Annotated in this window: 3 protein-coding genes; all 3 read left to right on the forward strand. The window is 76.7% G+C overall.

The features are described 5' to 3' along the window. The first annotated feature begins 259 nt into the window (after positions 1-259). A complete protein-coding gene (locus ACIPLC_RS10060; protein ID WP_400472475.1) occupies positions 260-862 on the forward strand; it encodes a hypothetical protein in 603 nt (200 codons plus the stop codon). A 1041-nt stretch (positions 863-1903) separates the two neighbouring features. Further along, positions 1904-3253 (forward strand): serine hydrolase domain-containing protein, encoded by a 1350-nt coding sequence (locus tag ACIPLC_RS10065; RefSeq protein ID WP_400472476.1) that lies wholly within the window; start codon positions 1904-1906, stop codon positions 3251-3253. A gap of 211 nt (positions 3254-3464) precedes the next feature. Beyond that, on the forward strand, positions 3465-22448 hold the full coding sequence (locus ACIPLC_RS10070) for a non-ribosomal peptide synthase/polyketide synthase (RefSeq protein WP_400472477.1): 18984 nt from the start codon (positions 3465-3467) through the stop codon (positions 22446-22448). Positions 22449-22458: the final 10 nt, after the last annotated feature.

The raw sequence follows: 22458 nt of genomic DNA on the forward strand, positions 1-22458 counted from the left end.
CAGGGGGGACCCTGTGGGAGAGTAGGACGCCGCCGAACAATCATTCCGAAAAGACCCCCTCCCGTCCGGGAGGGGGTCTTTTCGCGTTTCCGGGGCCTTGCTGAACCTGAATCCGGCCCGGGTGTGGCAGGCGGGGCGGTGGTGGCTTGCCTGACGTTCGCCGTCGCGCCCGGCATTCGAACCCGGGAGGGGGCGCTGTCCGTTTTATCGGCGGAGGCCGGTCGGCGGCCGGCACGAGGACGGATGTGGGAGGACAGCGATGGCCTGGTACCAGGGGCAGAGCCGGATCACGGTGACGGCGGTGGAGGGGCAGTGGCCGCAGCGGGCGGTGGTGACGGTGCGGGGCGGCCGTCCGGTCGAGATCCCCGGGACGGTCGGTGCGAGCCACCTCGTCGACGCCGAGCGCTGGGAGCTCGACCTGGAGCACCGGCACGAGGGCGAGTGGTGCCCCAACATCCGCGCGGTACAGGGGCGCTGGCAGGACGTCCGGGGCGTACTGACGCAGTTGGTGCACAGCCGCAACCGGGACCGGGGCGGCGACCGCAACGACCGGAACCTGGTGCTGCGGATCGAGCGCGTCGAACCGGGCGGTGCCGCGCCCGTGGACGTGGCCGGGCAGGGCCGCGCGACCGCGCCGCGCACCTCGACGGGCCGGCCGGTGGCGGCGCCAGGGGCGTCGGCCCCGCGCACCTCGGCCGCGCCGGTGCGTGGGACGTCGACCGGTTCGTCGGCGCCGACCGTGCGGACCAGCGGTTCGGGGGCCGGGCCGGCCGCCCCGGGCCCGGCCGCTCCGTCGCGTGCGGTGACGTCCACCGGTGCCACGGCGCCCCGGCCCTCGACCGGCGGCTCCTGGCGGGGCTGACGCGTGTTCTGAGCCCGTCCGAGGTCCGGCGCGCGGTGGATCCGCTCGGCCGCCCCCGGGGCGGCCGAGTGCGGCGGCCCTTTCCGTGAACCCGGCCCGATCGCCGCCGGACGTATTCCGCGTAGCTCCAAGCACGCGCGCATCAGGGCAAACGCACCCCCGGTCACACCCGCACCAGGGCCCCCACTGATTCACTCGCAGCACATCCGACGATCCCGTCGTATTCCTGCACAACCGCCCCAGGCGTCAGCGGAATCACTCGGACATTCCCGTGAAACCCTGGTCGGGCGTGGCCCGGGAGAACCGAGTGCCACAGTTTCGGCCAAAGAATTCACACCCGTCATCAGGCGCTCCGGGCGGGGCCGGGAGTCACACCAGCGATTTTGTGGCTCCGATTCCGGGGAGAGTTGCTTTCCGTTCAATCGTCAGGGGTTGCGAGCGGGTGACCCGCCGTGAAGACTGTTCCGCGTTCGTCGTTCCGAGCGTTCGGGCCGTCAGGTATTGCACGGTCCTCGCGGCGGTTGTGGCAGGTTCCGCACGATGGTTGCGGGGAGGGCTCGCAGGGGGGATTGGCATGCCGGGTGCGACGATTGAGCAGGTCAGGGCCGTAGGCGCCGCCGACTGGAGTGTTCGGGATTCCTGTCCGGCCCCGCCTGCGGGGTGAGGGCATTCGGCTGCCGGCCGTTCGCCGCCCGCCATCCGCTGCCCGCCGTTGCCTGTTCCTCGTTCCCCGCTCGTCGTTCCCGGAACGGCGTGGAATTCGGGTCGCATTCGCACCGTCCGGTCGGGGTGCGCTGAAGCGGCCCGGAGCGGTTCCGCCTGGGCGGGTGCGGCGCCCTGTCGGTGCCTCCCGGGATTCCCGTTCACGCCCCGCCGACCGCCATCGGCAGGGCTTCCGTCGATTCCCGTTGTTCCCACGGGTCTTGAGCCGAGGAGCGCAGGTGACCGGAAATTTCGCGGGGTGCTCCACAGCAATCAGGAATTCATCCGCGGACGCTCGCCGCGCCCGCATCTGAGAACCAGTCAACGGGAGCTTCCGTCATGCCGTACCCCAGTTCCGCGCCCGTCCGCGAGCGCGCGCCGTTCCTCTTACGCCGCGAACTGCAGCACCGGCTGGACACGCTCGCGCGCGCTCACCGGGTGCCCGGCGCCCAGTTGGTGCTGGACACCGGTGCGGAGATCGTCGCCGTGCACACCGGTGTGGCCGATGCCGCCACCGGCGCGGCCCTCAGCGGGGACACCGCCGTGCCGGTGGGGTCGCTCACCAAGCCCTACACGGCCGCCCTGGTGATGCTCCTCGCCGACGACGGCGACCTGGACCTCGACGACCGGGTCGCCGATCACCTGCCCGAGCTCCGGCGAATGCCAGCAGTAACGATTCGTCAACTCCTCAGCCACACCGGCGGACTGCCCACCGGGCCGGACTCCGACGCGGCCGCCCGAACCACCACGGCGCACTACCTGTCGTCCGTGTGCACGGCCCGGGACGAGTTGTTCCCGCCCGGGACGGACTTCTCCTACTCCAACGCCGGCTACGTCGCCGCCGGGCGCCTGGTGGAGACGGTGACCGGGATGCCCTGGCACGAGGCCGTGGCCGCCCTGCTGCTCGAACCGCTCGGCACCGTGCCCGTGTTCGTCGACGCGAGCGCACCCGCCCGCCCGGTCGCCGCCGGGCACGCGCTCAACGCCGCGACCGGCCGGGCCCGGCCGGTCCGGCAGAACCTGGCACCGCTGGAGGCCCCGGCCGGAGCCCTGCTGGCGAGCGCCGCGGACCTCGCCGCGCTCGGCGGTGCCCTGGTCGGCCGGGCCAAGGCCCTGCCGCCCGCCGTCGCCGAGGAGATGCGCAGCCCGCAGCCGGGCGCCCGGCCGAGCGCGCTCGCGGACGGCTGGGGCCCGGGCCTGGCCCTCTACCAGCAGGACGGCCAGCTGTGGTGCGGCCACGACGGCAACGCCATGGGGACCTCCTGCCACCTGCGGGCCGACCCGGACAGCGGCGTGGTGGTCGCCTTCACCGGTAACGCCGGGGCCGCCACCGCGCTCTGGCGCGAGCTCGCGGCCGACCTGGCCGAGTTGGCCGGTGTCCGGGTGCCCGCCGCGATCGAGCCCGTGGGCGGGGGCGAGCCGGTCTCCCTGCCCGAGTGCGCGGGCACCTACCGCAACGGCTCGATCCGGTACCGCGTCGAGCCCGCGGGCGACGGATCGGCCACGCTCTCCGTGGACGGTGACCCGCCGCTACCCCTGCGCTGTTTCGCCGACCTCTCCTACGACCTGGTCGCCCCCGACACCGGCCGCCCCGAACCGGGCGGGCGCTTTCACCGCGATCCTGCGACCGGGGTGATCGACCGGGTGCAGGTGTCCGGGCGCACGGCACGCCGCGCCGATCCCGCCTGAGTCGTCCGACCCCGTCGGAGTCGCTGGTCGCGGTCCCGCCGCCGCCATCCCATCGCCGCTGTCCGACCGGCGCCGTCCCATCGGGCTCACCCCCCGCCCGCTCCGCTCCCCCGTTCCGCCTGTTCCCCCCGCCCCCTCCGGGCCCGAGGGCCGGCTCACGCCTGCCCCGGTGCCCGCATCGCCTCCTCGCCGTCCGGAAGGACCTTCCGCCATGACCGACCGGCCTGCCCGGCCCGTGCGTTCGTCCGCTCCGCCGCAGGCCGGCGACACTTCCGGGGCCCCGGGGAACGGTGCCGCCCCGCCGTCGGCGCACCGGACGCTCGACGCGCTGTTCGCCGCCCAGGCGGCCCGGGCACCGCACGCGCCCGCGGTGACCGATGGCCGGCGCACCTGGACGTACCGGGAACTGGCCGACCGGGTCGAGCGCCTGGCCCACGACCTCGGACGGCGCGGCGCCGGGACGGACCGGACGGTGGCGCTGGTCCTGCCGCGCTCGATGGAACTGGTCGCGGCGGAGCTGGCCGTCGTCCGGACGGGCGCCGCCTTCCTGCCCGTGGATCCGGCCTACCCCGCCGGGAGGCGGGCGCTGATGCTCGCCGACGCCGCCCCGGTCGTCGTCCTGGACGATCCGGCCCGGGTCCGCGCGGTGCTGGAGGCGGACCCGGAGGGCACCGCGGTTGGGACCGGCACCGCGGACCCGGCGGGCACTGCGGACAGGACCGGCACCGCGGTCGGGACCGCCCTGCCGGCTCCGACCGGCACCGACCACGCGGCGTACGTGATCTACACCTCGGGTTCGACCGGGACGCCCAAGGGCGTGGTCGTCACCCACCGGGGGATCGGCGGCTTCGCCGAGGCGGCCCGCGCACACTACGCCGTGCGCCCCGGTGACCGGGTGCTGCAGTTCTCCTCGCCCAGCTTCGACGCCTCCGTCCTGGAGCTGTTCATCTCCGTCCTGGCCGGCGCCACGCTGGTGATCCCCCCGCACGGCCCCTGGCTGGGCGAGGAACTCGCCGCCGTGCTCGACGAGCACCGCATCACCCACGCCCTCATCCCGCCGGCCGCCCTGGCCACCGTGCCCGGCGGCGCGGGCCGCCACCTGCGCACGCTGATCGTCGGGGCGGAGGCCTGCCCCGCCGAACTGGTCGACCGCTGGGCGCCCGGCCGGCGCATGATCAACTCCTACGGCCCGACCGAGGCCACCATCGTCGCCACCTGGACCGGCCCGCTGACCGCCGGCCGCGGCGCGCCCCCCATCGGCGGCGCGCTGCCGCACACCCGGGCGTACGTGCTCGACGCGGCCATGCGGCCCCAACCGCCGGGCACCGACGGCGAGTTGTACGTCGGAGGGGAGGGTGTGGCCCGGGGCTACCTGGGCCGCCCCGGTCTGACGGCCGCGCGCTTCGTCGCCGACCCCTTCGGCCCGCCCGGCGCCCGGCTCTACCGCACCGGTGACCGGGCCCGGTGGGCCGCCGACGGGGAGCTGGAGTTCCTCGGCCGGCTCGACCGGCAGGTGAAGATCCGCGGCTTCCGCATCGAGCCGGGGGAGGTCGAGGCCGCGCTGCGGGCGCACCCCGCCGTCGACCAGGCCGTCGTCGTGGTCCGGGAGGACGAACCGGGCCGCGCACGCCTGGTCGGCTACGCCACGCCCGCCGACCCGGAGCGCGCCCCGGACCCGGCGGAGCTGCGCGCGGCACTGGCCGCCGCCCTGCCGGCCCACCTGGTGCCGTCCGCCGTGGTCGTCCTGGCCGCGCTGCCGCTCACCCCGCAGCACAAGATCGACCAGCAGGCGCTGCCCGCGCCCGCCCGCCCCGCGTCGGCCGGACCGGTCGCCCCGCGCACCGAGCGCGAACGCGCCCTGGCCGCCATCTGGGCCGAGGTCCTCGGCGTCGACGCGGTGGGGGCGACGGACGACTTCTTCGACCTGGGCGGCGACTCGATCCTCGCCGCCCGGACCCTGACCCGGATCGCCGAGCGGCTGGGCGTCCGGCTCACGCTCCGGGACGTCTTCACCGCGCGGACCGTCGCCGCCCTGGCCCCGCTGCTGGGCGAGCGGCACACCGCCGCGTCGCCGGAGCCGATCCCGACCGCCCCGCGCGCGGAGCCGCTGCCGCTGTCCAGCGCCCAGCGCCGGCTGTGGTTCCTCGACGACCTCACCGCCGGGGGAACGGAGTACAACACCGGCGTGGCCCTGCGGCTGCACGGAACGCCGGACCCGGAGGCCCTGCGCCGGGCCCTGGGCCGGCTCGCCGCCCGCCACGACTCGCTGCGCACCACCTTCGCCACCGTCGACGGACAGCTCGTGCAACGCGTCGCCGCGGCGGCCGTCCTGCCGCTGCGCACCGCGGACGTCGGCGACCGGCCGGCCGGGGAGCGCGCCGAGGCGGCCGAACGTCTGCTGACCGACGAGCTGAACCGGCCCTACGACCTGACGGACGGCCCGCTCGCCCGGGCGCTGCTGGTGCGACTCGCCGCCGACGAGCACCTGCTGCTGCTGGCGCAGCACCACATCATCACCGACGGCTGGTCGGTGGGCGTCCTCACCCGCGAACTGGCCGCGCTCTACCGGGCGGAGGTCTCCGGCGAGCCGGACGCGCTGGCCGCCCCCGCCCTCCAGTACCCCGACTTCGCGCTCTGGGAGCAGCGCCGGCGGACCGACGGGGGCGGCGCGGACGCGCCGGACCTCGCCTACTGGAAGCGGAGCCTGGCGGAGCTGCAACCCCTGCAACTGCCCACCGACCGGCCCCGGCCGGCCCAGCGCACGACGAACGGCGCGGCGCACCGCCACCGCCTCCCGGCGGAGCTGGTGGCCCGGCTGCGGCACCTCGCCGCGGGCCGCGGTACGACGCCGTTCACCCTGTTCGCGGGGGCGTCCGCGCTGCTGTTCTCGCGCTACTCCGGCCAGCGGGACGTGGCGTTCGGCACCGTCACCACCGGGCGCGACCGGCGGGAGCTGGAGGAGGTGACCGGCTTCTTCGTCAACACCGTGGTGCTGCGCGGCGACGTGGACGAGCGGGCCACCGTCGACCGGTTCGTGGAGAGCGTGCGCACCACCCTGCTGGACGCCTTCGCCCACGCCGCGGTGCCCTTCGACCGGGTGGTCGAGGAACTGGCCCCGCCCCGGGACCCGAGCCGGACCCCGCTGGTCCAGGTCATGGTCGTCCAGCAGACCCCCACCGCCCCGCCGCCCGCCGGGGGCCTGCGCTTCGAGGACCATCCGCTGCCCCGCCCGGCCGCCCGGTTCGACCTGGTGCTGGAGTTCACCCCGGAGGACACCGGCGGCTGCGCGCTGACGGTGGAGTACAACACGGACCTGTTCGACGCCCGGACCGTGGCCCGGATGGCGCGCCACCTGCACCGCCTGCTGGCGGGGATGGCGGACGGCCCGCAGCGCACCCTCGCCGAACTGCCGATGCTCTCCGAGGAGGAGCAGCGCACGCTGCTCGACTCCTGGAACCCGCCCGCGCACGGTGGGCACGACCTCCCGGACACCGTGCTGCCCGGGCTGTTCGAGGCGCAGGCGGCCCGCGCGCCCGGGCGGACCGCCGTCGTCCGCGGCCCGGCTCGGCGGGACTACGACTACGCGGAGGTCAACCGGCGGGCCAACCGCCTCGCCCGGCTGCTGGTCGCCCGGGGCGCGGGCCCCGAGCGGCTGGTCGCGCTGTGCCTGCCGCGCTCCGCCGACCTGCCGTCGGCGCTGTGGGCGGTGCTCAAGTCGGGGGCCGCGTACCTGCCGGTGGACCCGGGCGACCCGGCCGAGCGCGTCCGCTTGGTGCTGGCGGATGCCCGGCCCGTGCTGGTCCTCGCCACCCGGGAGACTGCGGCCGCCCTGCCCGAGGGGTGGCCCGTCCTGCTACTGGAGGACGGCGCCGCCCTCGCTCCCGACCCGATCGACGCCGACCCGACGGCCCCCGATTCGATCGACGCTGAGCCGACGGATGCAGAGGATGCCGAGGACGCCGAGGACGCCGACCTCACGGACGCCGACCGGCTCCGGCCGCTGCTGCCGGAGCACCCCGCCTACGTCAGCTACACCTCGGGTTCGACCGGCCGCCCCGAGGGCGTCGTGGTCACCCACCGCAGCGTCGTCGCCCTCGCCCGCTGGGCGGCCGAGCGGTTCGGGCCCGGCGGGCTGGACCACGTGGTCGCCGCCACCTCGCTCAACGTCGACATGTCGGTCTTCGAGCTGCTCTGCCCGCTGCTGGCGGGCGGGAGCGTCGAGCTGGTCGCCGACCTCGCCGACCTCGCCGCTCTCGCCGACGAGCCGGCCCCGCGCCGCGTCGGCCTGGTCGGCGGCGCGCCCTCGGTGATCTCCCGGCTGCTCGCCGGGGGCGCCGCCCCGGTCGACGCGGGCACGGTCGTGCTGACCGGTGCGGCCCTCTCGGCCCAGGCCGTGGGCGACCTGCGGCGCGCTCTGCCCGGCAGCGTGATCGCCAACGTCTACGGCCCCGCCGAGGCCACCGTGTGCGCCACCGCCTGGTTCGCCGGTGAACGGCTGCCGGAGCAGGCGCCGCCGATCGGCAGGCCGCTCGCCCTGACCCGGGCGTACGTCCTCGACTCCGGGTTGCGCCCGCAACCCCCGGGCGTGGTAGGCGAGTTGTACCTCGGGGGTGGCGGCCTGGCGCGCGGCTACCTGGGCCGCCCCGGTCTGACCGCCGCCCGGTTCGTCGCCGACCCGTACGGCGGACCGGGGGAGCGGATGTACCGCACCGGAGACCGGGTGCGGTGGAACGCCGACGGTGACCTGGAGTACCTCGGCCGGATCGACCGGCAGGTCAAGGTACGCGGCTTCCGGATCGAACTGGGCGAGGTGGAGGAGGCGCTGCGGCGCTGCGAGGGCGTGGCGGAGGCGGCCGCCACCGTCGTCGACGGCAACGGCAACGGCAACCGGCGCCTGGTCGGCTACGTGGTCCCCGCCCCGGGCGGCCGGGTGGAGCCCGAGGCCGTGCGCCGGGCGCTCGGCCTGGCGCTGCCCGACCACCTGGTCCCCGCGGTCGTCGTGCCGCTGCCCGCGCTGCCGCTCGACCCCGACGGCACGCTCGACCGGAGCCGGCTGCCCGACCCGGGGCCGGCCGTGCGCGCCGTCCGCCACGTCGCCCCCCGCACCCCCGCCGAACGCGCGCTCGCCACCATCTGGGCGGAGGTCCTGCGGCTGGAACGGGTCGGCGCGGACGACAACTTCTTCGACCTCGGCGGCGACTCCATCCTCGGCATCCAGGTGGTGGCCCGCTCGCGGCAGGCGGGGCTGGCGGTGACCTCCGGGGACCTCTACCGGCACCAGACGGTCGCCGCGCTGGCCCGGTGCGCGGACGACGCCGAACGGCCGGTCGCGACCGCCCCGGTGGCCGCCACCGGGGCGGGCGTCCTGACCCCGATCCAGCGCTGGTGGCTCGACCGGGCCGCCGGGCGCGCCAGCCACTTCAACCAGGCGCTCTCCTTCCTGCTGGACGCCGACGTGGACCGGGCGGCGCTGGAGGACGCCCTGAACGACGTGGTCGCCCACCACGACGCGCTCCGCTCGGCCTTCGCCGCCGGCACCAGCGAGCCCGGCACCGGAGAATCCGACACCGGAGAATCCGGCGACGCGGAGTCCCGTACAGGAGAGCCCGGCGACACAGAGCCCCGCACCGGCGCCGGCGCGCGCTGGCGGATCGACGACCGGGCGCCCCGGATCCGGCTGGGCCGGCACACCGGCCCGGACGGCGACACCCCGCACTTCGGCCCCTTCGACCTGGGCGGCGGCCCGCTGCTGCGCGCCGTGCTGCACGAGCGCGGCACGGGCCTGCCGCCGGTCCTGCACCTGGCCGTCCACCACCTGGTGGTCGACGGGGTCTCCTGGCGGGTGCTGGTGGAGGACCTCGACACGGCCTACCGCGCCCGCCGCGACGGCCGGGACGGGGCGGCGGCCCTGCCGGCGAAGTCCTCGCCGCTGCGGCAGTGGGCCCAGCGGCTCGGCGCGTACGCGGCGGCCGGCGGCTTCGAGGACGAGACGGAGTACTGGGCGCGGGCCGTCCCCGCGCAGGACGGTGACGCCCCGGCGGAACCGTTCCCGGCCGACCTCGCGGGGGCCGACACCCATGCCTCGGCCCGTTCCGTCACCGTGCGCCTGAACCCCGCCGACACCGCCGCCCTCCTGCGCACCCTGCCCGACACCTACCGCACCCAGGCCAACGACGTGCTGCTGAGCGCCCTCGGCCGGGCCCTGTGCGGGGCGAGCGGGCTGGAACGCGTCGTGGTGGACGTCGAGGGGCACGGGCGCGAGGAGCTGTTCGCCGACCTCGACCTCAGCCGTACGGTCGGCTGGTTCACCACCCGGCACCCCGTCGCGCTGGCCGTGCCCGCCGGGGCCGACTGGGACGGCGTCCTCAAGCGGGTCAAGGAGCAGCTGCGCGCCGTCCCCCGGCGCGGCCTCGGTTTCGACGCCCTGCGCCACCTGGGGCGCCCCGGGACGGCCCCCGACGCCCCGGCCGCGCGGATCAGCTTCAACTACCTCGGCCGGATGGCCTTCCCGGAGGACGCGGCCGGGCTCTACCGCGGCACCTTCCGGCCCCTGGAGCTGGACGCCGACCCGCGCACCGAGCGCCCGCACGCCCTGGAGGTGGTCGGCCGACTCGACGGCGACGCACTGGAGTTCAGCTGGTTCTACTCCGGCGCCGTGCACCGGCGCGACACCGTCGAGGCCCTGGCCCGGCGCTTCGCCGCCGAGCTGGCCGACCTCGCGCGGTACGCGGCCCGCCCGGGCGCCGCCGGACGCACCCCGTCCGACTTCCCGCTGGCCCGGCTCGACCAGGCGGCCGTGGACCGGATCACCGGCGACGACCCGGGCGCGGTGGAGGACGTCCTCCCGCTGACGCCGACCCAGTCCGGGATGCTCTTCCACGGCCTCGCCGAGGAGGACAGCGGCGCCTACTTCCAGCAGCTGGACTTCGTTCTGGACGGCGTGCCCGACCCGGGGCGGCTCGCCGCCGCCTGGCAGTGGGTCACCGACCGCACCCCGGTGCTGCGCGCCCACGTCCGCTGGCAGGAGGTGCCCGAGCCGCTGCTGGTGGTGCGGCGGCGGGCGGCCGTGCCGGTCACCCACCTGGACTGGCGCGAGCTGTCCGAGCCCGAGCGCCGGGGCCGGCTGGCCGAGCTCCTGGACCGCGACCGGGCCCGCGGCCTCGACCTGGCCCGGGCCCCGCTCCAGCGCCTGCTGCTCATCCGCCTCTCCGACACCCGGGTGCGCGTGCTGTGGTCCTTCCACCACCTCGTCCTGGACGGCTGGAGCCTCTTCCAGGTGCTGTCCGACGTCTTCGCCGGGCACGCCGCGCTGGCCCGCTCCGGGCCGGAGGCGGGGGAAGTCCCGTACGGCACGGTGCCGGAGCGCCGGCCCTACCGCGACTTCGTGGCCTGGCTGCGCGGGCGCGACCAGGCGGAGGCGGAGCGGCACTGGCGCGGGCGCCTGGCCGGGCTGGCCGAGCCGACCCCGCTGCCGTACGACCGCGAGCCGCGCCAGAGCCACCGCGCGGAGTCCACCCGGGCCGTGCCGTTCACCCTTCCCACCGCCGCGACCCGGGCGCTGGAGGACCTCGCGCGCAGCTCCGGCCTGACCCTGAACACCCTGGTCCAGGGGGCCTGGGCGATCCTGCTGGGCCGTCAGGCCAACCGGAGCGAGGTGGTGTTCGGCACCACCTCGTCGGGGCGGCCGCCCGAGCTGCCCGGGGTCGAGACGATGACCGGCCTGTTCATCACCACCCTGCCCACCCGGACGGCGGTGCCCTCCGACGGCACCCTGGTCGACTGGCTCCGCACGCTGCAAAGGGAGCAGGGCGAGGACCGGCGCCACGGCTTCGTCCCGCTCACCCGCCTGCGGGCCGCCACCGTCCTCCCCGAGCAGACCGCCCTGTTCGACAGCATCGTCGTCTTCGAGAACTACCCGGTCGACGACGACGCGGCCGCCGCGCACGGCCTGCGCCTGCGCGATCTGGACGGGATCGAGACCACCAACTACCCGCTCGCCCTGCTGGCCTACCCGGGGCCGGAGCTGGCCCTGCGGCTGTGCTACGACCCGCGGCTGTTCGACGAGGACACCGTCCGGCGGACGGCCCGGCAGCTCACGGCCGTCCTGGCGGGCCTGCCCGAGGGCGCCGGGCGCCCGCCCGCCCGCGTGCCGCTGCTGACCGCCGGGGAGCGCCGCCGCATCCTCGTCGACTGGAACGCCACCGCCGTCGAACGGACCGAGCGCGACATCGCGGACCTGTTCGCCGAGCAGGTGCGCCGCACCCCGGACGCCGTCGCCCTGGAGGCGGGCCACGAGCACCTCACCTACCGCGACCTCGACGCCCGCGCCGCCGGCCTGGCCGGTCGGCTGGCCGCGCTCGGCGTCGGCGTCGAGCGCCCGGTCGGCGTGCTCATGGAGCGCTCCGCCGACCTGGTCGTCGCCCAGCTGGCGCTGGTCCGGACCGGCGGGGTCTACGTGCCGCTGGACGGCCGGGCGCCGCGCGAGCGGCTGCACCGGATGCTGGCCGAGGCCGGCGCGGACCTGCTGCTCACCGACGCGCACTGGGACCGGACGGCCCGCGAACTGCGGCCGGACGGGCGGGTGTTGCGCGTCGACGGGCCGGTCGGTCCAGACAGGCCGGACGGGCGGGTGCTGCGCGTCGATGGCCCGGAGGCCGCCGACCGGCCGCACGCCGCCGACCGGCCGGGCCCGGCCGCCCCGGCAGCGGCCCCGGCGCTCCACCCCGACAACGTCCAGTACCTGATGTTCACCTCCGGCTCCACCGGCACCCCCAAGGGCGTCGCGGTGCGCCGGCGCGACGTCGCCGCGCTCGCCCTGGACCGCGCCTTCACCGGCCACGACCGGGTGCTCGTGCACTCCCCGCACGCCTTCGACGCCGCCACGTACGAGCTGTGGGTGCCGCTGCTGCGCGGCGGCACCGCCGTGCTGGCCCCGCCGGACGACCTGGACGCCGCCGCCGTCCGCCGCGCCGTCACCGAGCAGGGCGTGCGCTGCCTGTGGCTGACCGCCGGCCTGTTCCGCCTCCTCGCCCAGGAGGACCCGGGCTGCCTGCGCGGCGCCCGGGAGGTGTGGACCGGCGGTGAGGCGGTGCCCGGCGCGGTCGTGCGCCGGGTCCTGGAGGCCTGCCCGGACCTCACCGTGGTCGACGGCTACGGCCCGACCGAGACCACCACCTTCGCCACCCGCCGGGCCTTCCGCTCCGGGGACCGGCTGCCCGCCGTCCTGCCGATCGGACGCCCGCTGGACGGCACCCGGGTGTACGTGCTGGACGGCGCCCTCCAGCCGCAACCGCCCGGCATCACCGGCGAGTTGTACATCGCCGGCGCCGGAGTCGCCCGCGGCTACGCGGGCCGGCCCGGCGAGACCGCCGCCCGCTACCTCGCCGACCCCTTCGGGCCGCCCGGCGGCCGGATGTACCGCACCGGCGACACCGCCCGGTGGAGCGAGGACGGCGAACTGCACTTCGTGGGCCGTGCGGACGACCAGATCAAGATCCGCGGCTTCCGCATCGAACCCGCCGAGATCGAGGCGCGGCTCACCGCCCACCCGGCCGTCGCGGAGGCCGTCGTCTCGCTCCACGAGGACGCGGGGCGCAAGCGGCTGGCCGCCCACCTGGTGCCGGCCGGCGGCGCCGAGCCGCCCTCCGCCACGGCGCTGCGCGCCCACCTGGCGGCCGACCTGCCGGACTACATGCTGCCCGCGGCCTTCGTCACGGTCTCCGAACTGCCGCTGACCGCCAACGGCAAGGTGGACCGCCGGCGGCTGCCCGCCCCCGACTGGTCGGCGACGGGCGACCGCGCCCACCGCGCCCCGACCACCGGCACCGAACGCGTCCTCACCGCGATCTGGGCGGAACTGCTCGGCGTGGAGCGGGTCGGGGTCGACGACGACTTCTTCCTGCTCGGCGGCGACTCGATCCTGAGCATCCAGGTCGTCTCCCGCGCCCGCGCCGCCGGTCTCGCGCTGTCCCCCCGCGACCTGTTCCGGCACCCCACCGTCGCCGCGCTGGCCGCCGCCGCCGGCACCGCCGTCACCGTCGCCGGGACCGAACCGGTCAGCGGCGAGGTGGGCCTGACACCCATCCAGCACTGGTTCCTCGACCCGCACCCGCCGCACGCCGCGTCCTTCGACCAGTCCGTCGTGGTGGAGGCTCCCGGCGAGGTCGACCCGCAGGCCCTGCGCCGCGCGCTGACCGCCCTGTGGGCCCACCACGACGCCCTGCGCTCCCGCTTCACCACCGGGGAGGACGGCGCCTGGCAGCAGCACTGCGCCCCCGCGGACGCCGCCGCCCCCGAACTGCTGGAGGTCGTCGACCTCGGCGCCCTGGACCGGGCGGCGGCCGAGGCCGCCGAGGCCCGGGCCACCGAGGCCGCGCACGCCGCGTTCCGGCTGGACACCCGCCCGCTGCTCACCGCCCGCCTGTTCACCACCGACGGCACCCGGCCCGCCCGGCTGCTGCTGGCCGTCCACCACCTGGTCGTCGACGGCGTCTCCTGGCGGATCCTGCTGGAGGACCTGGAGACCGCCTACCGGCAGGCCGTGGAGGGCCGGCCGCTGCGCCTGCCCGCCCGCACCACCTCCGTCCGGGAGTGGACCCGCCGCCTGCGCGAGCACACCGCGGCCGGCGGCTTCGCGGACCGGCGCGCCCACTGGGCGGCGGCCGCCCGGCACTGCGCGGCCGCGCTGCCGGTGGACGGCGACGGCGGCAACACCGCCGCCGACCTGCGCGCCGTCACCGTCCGGCTGGACCGTGAGCGCACCGGGGACCTGCTGCGCAAGGTCCCCGGGGTCTACCGCACCCGGATCGACGACGTCCTGCTCACCGCCCTGGGCCGAGTGCTCGCCGAGTGGACCGGACGGCGCACCGTCGCGATCGGCCTGGAGGGGCACGGCCGCGAGGACCAGCTGTTCGAGGACGTTGACCTGTCCCGCACGGTCGGCTGGTTCACCTCGCTCTTCCCCGTCGCCCTCGACGTCCCGGACGGGGACTGGGGCACCGCGCTGAAGGCCGTCAAGGAGCAGCTGCGGGCGGTGCCGGAGCGCGGCCTCGGCTACGGCGCGCTGCGCCACCTCGCCCGGGACGAGCAGCTCGCCGACGCCCCGGCCCCCGGGATCAGTTTCAACTACCTGGGCCGCTTCGACTGGTCCGCCGACGGCGCCGCCCTGGTCCGCGCCGTCCCCGGCGGCCTCGGCGGCGCGGAGGCGCCCGGCACCGAGCGCCCGCACCTGCTGGACGTCGTCGCCCGGGTCGAGGACGACCGGCTGGAGATCGGCTGGTACTACAGCGCCGGACGGCACCACGAACGGACCGTCACCGCGCTCGCGGACGCCATGCTGCGCGCCCTGGAGGACCTCGTCGCCCACTGCGCCGAGCCCGGCGCGGGCGGCCGCACCCCCGCAGACTTCCCGCTGGCCCGGCTGGACCAGGCGGCGGTGGACCGGATCGCCGGGGACGGCCGCTCCGTCGCGGACGTGTACCCGCTGACGGCGATGCAGGCGGGCATGCTCTTCCACAGCCTGTTGGACCCGGACGGCCACACCTACGTCAACCAGGTCCAGCTGGTCCTCTCCGGCGTCACCGACCCGCACGCCCTGGCCGCGGCCTGGCAGCAGACCGTGGACGCCAACGCGGTGCTGCGCACCCGGCTCACCTGGCAGGACACCGTCGAGCCGCTCCAGGTCGTCCAGCACCGGGCCACCGTCCCGGTGACCCACCACGACTGGACCGGCCGCCCGGCCGACCGGATCGAGCGGGACACCGCCCGGCTGCTCGCCGAGGACTGCGCGGCCGGCCTCGACCTGGCCGCCGCACCGCTGATGCGGCTGTCCCTGGTCCGGCTGTCGCCGACCCGGGTGCGGGTGGTGTGGACCTTCCACCACGTCCTGCTCGACGGGTGGAGCGCGGCCCAGGTCTTCGACGAGGTGTGCGAGCGGTACGCCGCCCTGGCCGCCGGGCGCCGGCCGAACCCGGCCGCGCGCGCCCCCTTCGCCGACTACCTGCGCTGGCTGGCCGGACAGGACCCGGCGCGGGTCGAGCGGTACTGGCGCGACACCCTGGCCGGGTTCCCCGCCCCGACCGAACTGCCGCGCGACCGGCGCCCGGCCGAGGCGCACCGCGGCTCCTCCTCCGCGTCGGTGCGGGTGACCCTCGGCAGCGACGTGTCGGAGCGGCTGCGGACCACCGCCCGGCAGGCGGGGCTGACCGTCAACACCGTGCTGCAGGGCGCCTGGGCGCTGCTGCTCTCCCGCTACGGCGGCGGGGACGACGTGGTCTTCGGCACGATCGTCTCCGGCCGGCCCGCCGAACTCCCGGGCGTCACCTCGATGGTGGGGCTGTTCATCAACGCCCTGCCGACCCGGGTGCGGATCGACGCCGGCCGCTCCCTGCTGGAGTGGCTGCGGGAGCTCCAGGACGCCCAGTCGGAGGCCCGCCGGTACGACGCCGTCTCCCTGGCGCAGCTCCAGAGCTGGAGCGAACTGCCGGGCGGCACGGCCCTGTTCGACAGCATCGTGGTCTTCGAGAACTACCCGTTCGACGCGCAGGCGCTGACCCGGCACGGCCTGGGCGTCGAGACCGAGCACGTCCTGGAGCCGACCAGCTACCCGCTCGGCGTGGTGGTGGCCCCCGGCGACGCCATCGAGGTCAACCTCGACCACGACCCGGCCGTCTTCGACACCGCGACCGTCGAGGCGCTCGGGGCGGGCCTGCATACCCTGCTGACGGCGATGGCGGCCGACCTCGACCGGCCGGCGGCGCACCTGCCGCTGCTCGACCCGCCGCGGGGGCGCGAACTCGTCGAACGCTTCGGCGGGGCGGTGGTCGAGGCGCCGGAGTGCACCGTGCCCGAGGCCTTCGCCCGGCAGGCCGCCCGCACGCCCGACGCCCCGGCCGTCCGCTGCGGCGACGTGCAGCTCACCTACCGGGAGCTCGACGAACGGGCCAACCGGCTGGCCCGGCTGCTGATCGCGGCCGGCGCCGGGCCCGAGCGGTTCGTCGCGCTCGCGCTGCCCCGCACCGCCGACCTGGCCGTGGCGCTGCTGGCGGTGCTCAAGAGCGGCGCCGCCTACCTGCCGGTCGACCCCGGGTACCCGGCCGAGCGGATCGCGTTCCTCTTCGCGGACGTCCGGCCCGACGCCGTGGTCACCTGCGCGGAGACCGAAGGGCGGTTGCCGGCGGGCCCGTTCACCCGGATCGTGCTCGACGACCCCGGGTGTGCCGAACGGCTCGCCGCCGCCCGCGCCGACGCCGTGCGCGACGGCGACCGGCTCGGCGCCCTGCTGCCGCAGCACCCCGCGTACGTCATCCACACCTCCGGCTCGACCGGCCGCCCCAAGGGCGTCGTGGTCGCCCACGCCTCGGTCCTGGCCCTGACCGACTGGGCCGCCGCCGAGTTCGCCGACCACGGGCTGGCCCACGTGGTGGCCGCCACCTCGCTCAACTTCGACGTGTCGGTGTTCGAGATCTTCTCGCCCCTGCTCGCCGGCGGCTGCGTGGAACTCGTCCGGGACCTGCTGGCCCTGGCCGAGCGCGCCGGACCGTGGCGGGCCGGACTGCTCAGCGCGGTGCCCTCCGCCCTGGGCGGGCTCCTCGCGGAGGACGCCGTGCACCTCGGCGCGGACACCGTCGTCCTGGCGGGCGAGGCACTGCCCGCCCGCACCGTGCGCCGGCTGCGCGAGGCCGTCCCCGGTTGCCGGGTGCTGAACGTCTACGGCCCCACCGAGGCCACCGTCTACGCCACCGCCTTCGCCTGCGACCCCGCCGACCCCGACCGCGACCCGCCGATCGGCCGCCCGGTCGGCGGCGCCCGCGCCTACGTCCTGGACGACCGGCTGCGCCCGGTGCCCGTCGGCGCGCCGGGGGAGCTGTACCTGGCCGGCACCGGCGTCGCCCGCGGCTACCTGCGCCGCCCGGGCCTGACCGCCGCCCGGTTCCTGCCCGACCCCTTCGGCCCGGCCGGGCACCGGATGTACCGCACCGGGGACCTGGTGCGCTGGACGGCCGACGGCGACCTCGGCTACCTCGGCCGCGCGGACGACCAGGTCAAGGTGCGCGGCTTCCGGATCGAACTCGGCGAGGTGGAGGCCGCCCTGGCCGGCCACCCGCAGGTGTCGGCGGCTGCCGCCCGGGTCGTCGACCACGACGGCCACCGGCGCCTGGTGGGCTACGCGGTGGCCCGCGACGGCGGGCTGCCCGACCCCGCCGAGTGGCGCGCCTTCCTCGGGCGCACCCTCCCCGACCACCTGGTGCCCGCGCTGGTGGTGCCGCTGGACCGGCTGCCGCTCGGCGCCACCGGCAAACTGGACCGCCGCGCGCTGCCCGCACCGGTGTGGGCCGCCCCGGCCGCAATCGGCGCCCGGCCTCCGCGCACCGAGACCGAACGCACCCTCGCCGCGATCTGGCGCGAGGTGCTCGGCGTGCCCGGGGTGAGCGCGGACGACAACTACTTCGCGCTCGGCGGCGACTCGATCCTGGGCATCCAGATCGTCTCGGCGGCCCGCCGGGCCGGCCTCGCACTCACCCCCCGGCACCTGTTCGCCCACCAGACCCTGGCCGAACTCGCCCTCGCCGCCGAGGAGTCGCCGAGCCCGGCGGTCGCCGCCGAACAGGGCGCCGTGGTCGGCGACGCCCCGCTCACCCCCGTCCAGCACTGGCTGCTGGACACCCTCGGCGGGGACGCCGCCCAGTTCACCCAGTCGGTCTCCTTCACCCTCGCCCCCGACACCGACGAGGCCCTGGTGCGGGCCGCGCTCGCCGCCGTCCTGGACCACCACGACGCGCTGCGCCTGCGGTTCCAGCCGCTCGGCGACGGCCGGTGGCGCCAGCACGGCACCGCGCCCGGCGAGGCACCGGAGCTGCGCACGCACCGACTGCCCGCCGTCGCGGCGCCGGAGCGCGACGCGACGCTGCGCGAGCTGGCCGAGCGCCTGGCCGCGGGCTTCGACCTGGCCGCCGGGCCGCTGCTGCGGGCCGCGCTGTGCCGCTTCGACGGTGAGCGGCACCCGGTCCTGCTGCTGGCCGCGCACCACCTGGTGGTCGACGCGGTGTCCTGGCGCGTGCTCCTGGAGGACCTGGACACCGCCCACCGCGCGCTGCGCGCGGGCGGCCGCCCCGACCTCGGCCCCAAGAGCACCTCCTTCCGGGCCTGGGCCGAACGGCTCGCCGACCACACCGCGCGCGGCGGCTTCGACGACGAGCTCGCCCACTGGCACGCCCTGGACCACGGCGCCGCGACCGCCCTGCCGACCGACCTGGACGGTGCCAACACGGCCGCCACCGAGGAGTCGCTGGACCTCACCCTGGACGCCGAGGACACCCGCAGGCTGCTCCAGGACGTCCCGGAGGTCTACCGCACCCGGGTCAACGACGTCCTGCTCTGCGCCCTGGGCCGGGTGCTGGCCCGCTGGACCGGGCGGGACCGGGTGACGGTCGCGCTGGAGGGCCACGGTCGCGAGGAACTGTTCGACGGGGTCGACCTGGCCCGCACCGTCGGCTGGTTCACCACGCTGTACCCCGTGGCCCTGGACGTGCCCCGGGACGCGGACACCGGCACCGCCCTGAAGGCCGTCAAGGAGAACCTGCGCGCCGTACCCCGCGGCGGGCTCGGCCACGGCGCACTGCGCCACCTGCGGCCCGCCGCCGACCCCCAGTTGCCCGACCCCAAGCTGCCCGACCTGCCGGAGAGGCTGCCCGACCTGCCGCAGATCGGCTTCAACTACCTGGGCCGACAGGACTGGAACCCCACCCCCGGCGGCCTGCTGCACGCCCCGGCCGGCCCGCTCACCGGCGGCATGGACCGGGCCGCGGACCGGCCGCACCTGCTGGACGTGCTCGGCCGGGTGAGCGACGGGCGGCTGGCGTTCACCTGGTCGTACTCCCGCGCGGTGCACCACCGTGCGACCGTCGCCCGGCTCGCCGCCGAACTGCTGGACGAACTGCGGGCGATCGTCCGCCACTGCGCCGAACCCGGCGCGGGCGGCCGCACCCCCTCCGACTACCCGCTGGCTCCCCTGGACCAGGCCGCCGTCGACCGGCTGGCCGGCACCGGACGGGACGTGACGCAGATCCAGCCGCTCACCCCCACCCAGACCGGCATGGTGCTGCACGGCCTGGACGAGGCCGAACACGGCCTGTACGTCGAGCAGATCACCTTCGTGCTGGACGGTGCCCGCGACCTGCGGCCGCTGGCCGCCGCCTGGCAGCACGTCGTCGACCGCACCCCCGTGCTGCGCACCGCCGTGGTCCTGCGCGACGTGCCCGTCCCCCTCCAGGTGGTCCACCGGGAGGTGACGCTGCCGGTCACCGAACACGACTGGAGCGAACTGTCGCAGGCGGAGCGCGAAGCCCGGCTGGAGCGGCTGCTCGCCGACCAGCGGGCCCGCCCGTTGGCCCTGGACCGGGCCCCGCTGATGCGGCTCGACCTGATCCGGCTCGGGCCGGACGCGGCGCGCGTGGTGTGGACCTTCCACCACGTGCTGCTGGACGGGTGGAGCGTCTTCCACGTCCTCTCCGACGTGCTGGCCGCCCACGCCGCGCTCGCCCGCGGCGAACGGCCGGGTCTGCCCGAGCGCCGGCCCTTCGCGGACTACGTCGGCTGGCTCGCCGCCCGCGACACCGGCACCGCCGAGGAGCACTGGCGCGGCGTCCTGGCGGGCCTCACCACCACCGCGCTGCCCTACGACCGCAGGCCCGCCCAGGGCGACACGGCCCGCTCCGACGGGTGGCTCTCGCACCGCCTGGACGAGGCCGGGACGGCCAGGCTCCAGGAGTTCGCCCGCCGCCACCGCCTCACCCCCAACACCCTGGTGCAGGGCGCCTGGGCGCTGCTGCTGTCGCGGTGGAGCGGGGAGCCGCGGGTGTGCTTCGGCACCACCGTCTCCGGGCGCCCGGCCGACCTGGCCGGCGCCGACGCCATCGTCGGCCTGTTCATCACCACCCTGCCCGCCCGCGTCACCGTCGACGGCTCACAGCCCTGTGCCGCCTGGCTGCGCGCGCTCCAGGAGGAGCAGGCCGAGGACCGCCGGTTCGACCACCTGCCGCTGGCCGCGATGCACGGCCTGAGCGGACTGCCGCCCGGGACGGCGCTGTTCGACAGCCTGGTGGTCTTCGAGAACTACCCGGTCGGCGACGCCACGGCCGGCGCCCACGGCCTGCTGATCCGCGAACTGGACGCCAGGGAGGCCACCAACTACCCGCTCACCGTGGTCGTCTCGCCCGGTGACCGGCTCGCCGTCGAACTCGGCCACGACCCCCGGTACATCGACCGGGCCACCGCCGGGAAACTGGCCGCCCAACTGCTGCACACCCTCTCCGCGCTGGCCGGCTCGGACGGCACCGCCCGGCTGGACGACCTCGACGTGCTGCCGCCCGGCGAACGCGAGCGGCTGCTGCACGGGCCGGCGCGCCCGGCGCGCGGCCCGGTGCCCCCGGCGGCCCTGCCCGCCCTGGTCGAGGCCGCCGTGGACCGCCGGCCGCACGCCCCGGCGGTCAGCGCCCCCGGCCTGGAGCTGTCCTTCGCCGAGGCCGAGGCGCACGCCAACCGCCTGGCGCACCGGCTGATCGCGCGCGGCGCCGGCCCCGGCGAGGTGGTCGCCCTCCTGCTGCCGCGCTCGGCGGACATGGTGCTCGCCCAGCTGGCGGTCGCGAAGACCGGCGCCGCGTTCCTGCCGGTCGACCCCAACTACCCGGACGAGCGCGTCGAGTTCATGCTGCGTGACGCGGCTCCCGCACTCACCCTGGACGCGAAGGAGGTCGCGGCGCTGCTGGCCGCTCCGCCGGACGGCGCCCCCGACCACCGCCCCACCGACCCCGACCGGCTCCGTCCGCTCGACCTGGACGACCCCGCCTACGTCATCTACACCTCCGGCTCCACCGGCACCCCGAAGGGCGTGGTCCTCACCCACCGCGGGCTCGCGGCCTTCGCCGCGGCCGAGGCCGAGCACTACCGGGTCGCGCCGGGGGACCGGGTGCTGGCCTTCGCCACCCCCAGCTTCGACGCCTCCGTGCTCGAACTGTGCATGTCCCTGCCGCACGGCGCCCGGCTGGTGGTTCCCGCGCCCGGACCGCTGCTCGGCGCCCAGCTGGCCGAGGTGCTCCGGGCGGAGCGGATCACCCACACCCTGCTGCCGCCGGCCGCCCTCGCCACCCTGCCCGCCGACACCCCCGGTACGCTGCCCGCGCTCAGGACCCTGGTGGTCGGCGCCGACGCGTGCGGCGCCGACCTGGTGGCCCGCTGGGCCCCGCACCACCGCATGGTCAACTCCTACGGCCCCACCGAGGCCACCGTGGTCGCCGCCTGGTCCGCGCCGCTGGCCCCGGACGGCGCCGCGCCGCCGATCGGCCGCCCGCTGCCCGGCACCGGTGCCTACGTCCTCGACGCCCGGCTCCGGCCGGTGCCCGACGGCGTCACCGGCGAACTGTGGCTGAGCGGACCGGCCCTGGCCCGCGGCTACCTCGGCCGGCCGGGCCTGACCGCCGCCCGCTTCACCGCCGACCCGTACGGGTCGCCCGGCACCCGGATGTACCGCACCGGCGACCTGGTGCGCCGCGACCACCGGGGCGAACTGCACTACCTGGGCCGCACCGACCACCAGCTCAAGCTGCGCGGCCACCGCATCGAGGCGGGCGAGGTCGAGGCCGTCCTGGTGCGCCACCCGGCCGTCCTGGACGCCGTGGTGACGGTACGGGAGGACGAACCCGGGCTGCCCCGCCTGGTCGCGCACCTGCTCGCGGCCCCCGGCACCGAACCGCCGACCGGCGCCGAACTGCGCGCCCTGGCCGCCCGCTCCCTGCCCGGCCACCTCGTCCCCTCGGCCTTCGCGGTCCTCGACCGCTTCCCGCTCACCGCGAGCGGCAAGACCGACCGCGCCGCCCTGCCCGCCCCCGACCCCGAGGAGGAGCAGCGGACCGGCCGGCTGGCGCCCCGCACGCCCACCGAGGAGGCCGTGGCCGAGATCTGGGCCGAGACCCTGCGGACGGCCGTGGGCGTGACGGACGACTTCTTCCAACTGGGCGGCGACTCCATGCGGGCCCTGCTGATCGCCTCCCGCGCCAACGACGCCTTCGGCGTCACGCTCACCCCCCGCGACGTCCTGGTCTCCCGCACCGTGGCCGCCCTGGCGGAACTGGTGGAGGACCAGGTGCTGAGCGAACTCGAAGACGCCGCGTCCGGCGGCCCCGACGATGACGAACGGTGAGGATCCGACG

It is taken from the genome of Kitasatospora sp. NPDC086801, from assembly GCF_044745805.1.
Taxonomy (GTDB): domain Bacteria; phylum Actinomycetota; class Actinomycetes; order Streptomycetales; family Streptomycetaceae; genus Kitasatospora.